At 57.0% G+C, this 3,234-nt stretch carries 2 protein-coding genes; both read right to left on the bottom strand.

What is annotated here, in order from left to right:
* The coding region (locus F4Y00_04805) for a hypothetical protein (protein ID MYE04275.1) at positions 1–2,620 on the bottom strand (2,620 nt) is incomplete at its 3' end.
* Between the two features lie 359 nt (positions 2,621–2,979).
* Positions 2,980–3,234: T9SS type A sorting domain-containing protein (locus F4Y00_04800; protein ID MYE04274.1), on the bottom strand; the 255-nt coding region annotated here is incomplete at its 5' end.

The following is a 3,234-nucleotide window of genomic DNA, read 5'->3' as shown; positions in this document are numbered from 1 at the left end:
TGGACTCAGACTCAGGAGGAGATACAGGCCCAGATTCCGGCGGAGAATCCCCTATACGGTTCAGCACGGTAACGGTGACATCTTCCGTTACTTCGTCGAAATCCGAAGACGACAGCGTCACCGTGTATTTGTAGTCCGTGGTCGCATCGACATTGTCCGGCACATCGAACGTCGGAGTGAGACCGTCCGTACCACCGATCAAACGATTGGTTATGTTCGCACCGGTCCAGGAATACGAAGCCCCGGACGGCTCGTTCGTCACCGTACAATCCAAACTGAAATCGGCCGATCCCTCGTATACCTCGCTATCTGTACACGTAAGCGAAGGATCCGTATCCCTCACCGTCACTCTAATCCTTTCAGTGCCGTCCTCTGCATTCGCCGCGCTCGCTGTTGCCGTGTACGTATAGGTCGTGTCCTGTTCTACATCGCCCGGCACGGCGAACGTGGGCGTGTCGGTATCGTGATCCGTCAGATTGACGGTCGGTGACCAGGACCATGTATAATTCGGATCGGTACCTGGCGCACCCGACGCTTCACACTCCAGTTCAATGTCAGCATCTCCTTCGTCCACCTCATAGGGGCTATCTTCGCATGTGACCGTTATCCGGGGGAGCGGCCTTTTCTGCACAAGCACATGATTCCACACCGAAGTGCCATCCGCGTTCTCTGCGCTCACTCTCATCAGATAAGTGTATCTCGTGTCGCCGTCAACATTCTCCGGCACGTCGAACACGGGAGCCCAGCCCGTCGTACTGCTCAACCTATCCGGGGGCGACCAGGCAAACGTGTAGTTGGAACCGGCAGGCGCGCCTACCCAATAATGTTTAACGCTAGTACCACAAGAACTCCGCAGGCGTACATTCTTTTGACCTTCCGTAAAGACATATCCTACGCGGGTTAAGGGAGGGGCCGTGATTTCCGAACAGTAGATATCCGGCTTCTCAAGCACGGTCACGGTGACATCGGCGCTGGCCGTGTCGATGCCTGCAACGGCCATCGTGACTGTGTATTCGTGCGTTTCCTTGTAATCATTATCCAAGTACGCGCCCGGTATATCGTCGGGAACCAAAAACGTCGCCCTGAGGCTGTCCGTATCGGTCAAAAGACCCGTACCCGACGTACTGCGAGCCGCCCACGAATACGTAGCTCCCGAAGGCGCACCCGTCGCCGAACAGTTCAGCGAAAAATCAGCCGTAGCCTCGTAGACCTCGGCGTCGTTGCATGTGATTTCAGGCGCACGCGCTCTAACCACGTGAAAAACCACAATAAGATGGCCCGGCTCAGCATTGCCAGCCGTAGCGGTTATCCGGTAATGGAAATATATTGGCGAAGCGGAAATATGCGGTGCGGTAAAAACAGGATCAAGTATATCCGTAGCGCTGAGATAGTCTAGGGCCGTATCCGGCGTTTCCTCCCAAGCCTCCCAGACGTATGCGTAATCCGAACCTGCAGGCGCTCCCGAAGCATGACAAAAATCAAAAGCAAGGGATTGCCCTTCTTTATGCCCGCCGTAAGTATATTTCTTCGTCAAGCCGAACCCGGCGCAGTAAAAACCAATCCGGGGCTTGTTCTTAACCTTCACCGTGACTCTTCTTCTCGCCGTGCGCGGCGCGCCCGAAGCCGACGTCGTCATGCTCGCTATGTAATGATACTCCTTGCCTGCACTGCCCGGCGGCGCCGTAAAAAACGGCGACGACAGATCCGCTACGGCAAGAGGATCCATGCTCGTGCCCCAAAGAGCCTCCCACTCCCATAAGACAGACGCTTCGTCCTCGTCGTAGTCCATACGAAGCGATAGTGGGTCCACTCCTTCACAGTCCAGCGCAACCGTCTCGCCCTCTTTCACGACGACCTCCAGCGGACAATACACGCCCGGTCGACTGCTCGACACGAATACCTCAACCTCCGAGAACGACGAAAGACCCGTCGCACGCGAGGTCGCCGTCAATCGGTACCGGTAGCGGAACGTCGTCTCCCCCGAAAGAAACGACTCCAGCGTCTCGTACGCCGGGGCCTCCGGAGCAATCACCAAAGGAGTCGGACTGTCCTCGGGTATCAAACGCGGATTGTCCAGATAGTCCCGCGTCGTATTGCCTACAGGCTCCCACGAATATTCAAGGTTTTCCTCCCCCAAAGCATCCCATGCATGACACTCGACCTGTCCTGTCTCCAACTCCTCCAGAAACATTGCCACCGGACATTCTAGACGAGGAGGCGCCTGACGACCGAGCCCATCGGCTTGATCGGGGATGCCCGCCGCTTCCGGAAAAGGAAAGTCCCCTTCCTCCTCGAAACCGAATCCGAAAGGATCCGGCTCTCTCTCCCAAGGCGCGCAACCCTCGCCGGGTTCGTCGGGAATCGCCAACGGATCACATTCCTCCTGCAAGCCGGGGCCTCTGACCGTGTCCCCCGAAGCGCCTTGTATCGTGACGGTCACCGTCGCGGTACGGTACACGCCTGCGCCCATCGCCGTCAACCGGTATGTGTATTCCTCACCCGCACCTGACACAGGAGATGTAAACAGCGGCGATAATTCGTCCGAAGCACTGAGAAGATCAAGCCCCCCGTTCAGGACCGACTGCCAACTGTAGCGAACGCCCTCCTCGGGTATCGCCATCGCGGTACACGAAAACAGAACAGATTCCCCTGCGTGGGCAACAAAACGAGGTGGACAAGACAACGAGAAAGACTCACCGAAATTATCCCCGCCCTTTTCCGGAAACCCGCCTTCCTCAATGACCTGAGCGCGCGACGAAGACGCGCAGAGCAGCCCGGTGACAAGCAGGCATGCCATGCGACCAACTATGGCGCCGGAGCAGGGGATATGCCCCGTAAGCCTGCCGGGCCTTTTTGTCATTCCCGTCATCGGATTGCACATACTGCAGCGTCGAGGCAGAGGAGTAGTCTGACGAACAACTGCCAGACATCCTGTCTATCTTGAGTCCTCATCGCTTAAATTTTTGTGTCTTGCCGCGATTATTTCAGCAGCACCATGCGCCGGGTCAGCGTGTGTGTCCCCGTTTCAAGCACATAGACGTACACGCCGCTGTTCCACCCGGATGCATCCAACCGCACTTCATGCTCGCCCGCCGGGTGCACGCCATCCACCAACGTAGCCATGTTTTGCCCAAGCAGGTTGTACACGGACAACCGGACCTGACCGGAAACCGGTTGCGTCCAGGAAATGGAAGTGCCCGGATTGAACGGGTTCGGATAGTTCTGTCCAAGAGA

It is taken from the genome of Bacteroidetes bacterium SB0662_bin_6, assembly GCA_009839485.1.
In the GTDB taxonomy this organism is placed as follows: domain Bacteria; phylum Bacteroidota; class Rhodothermia; order Rhodothermales; family VXPQ01; genus VXPQ01.
Note: the sequence above shows the minus strand (reverse complement) of the source record. Positions and strands in the feature narration are given on the sequence as shown.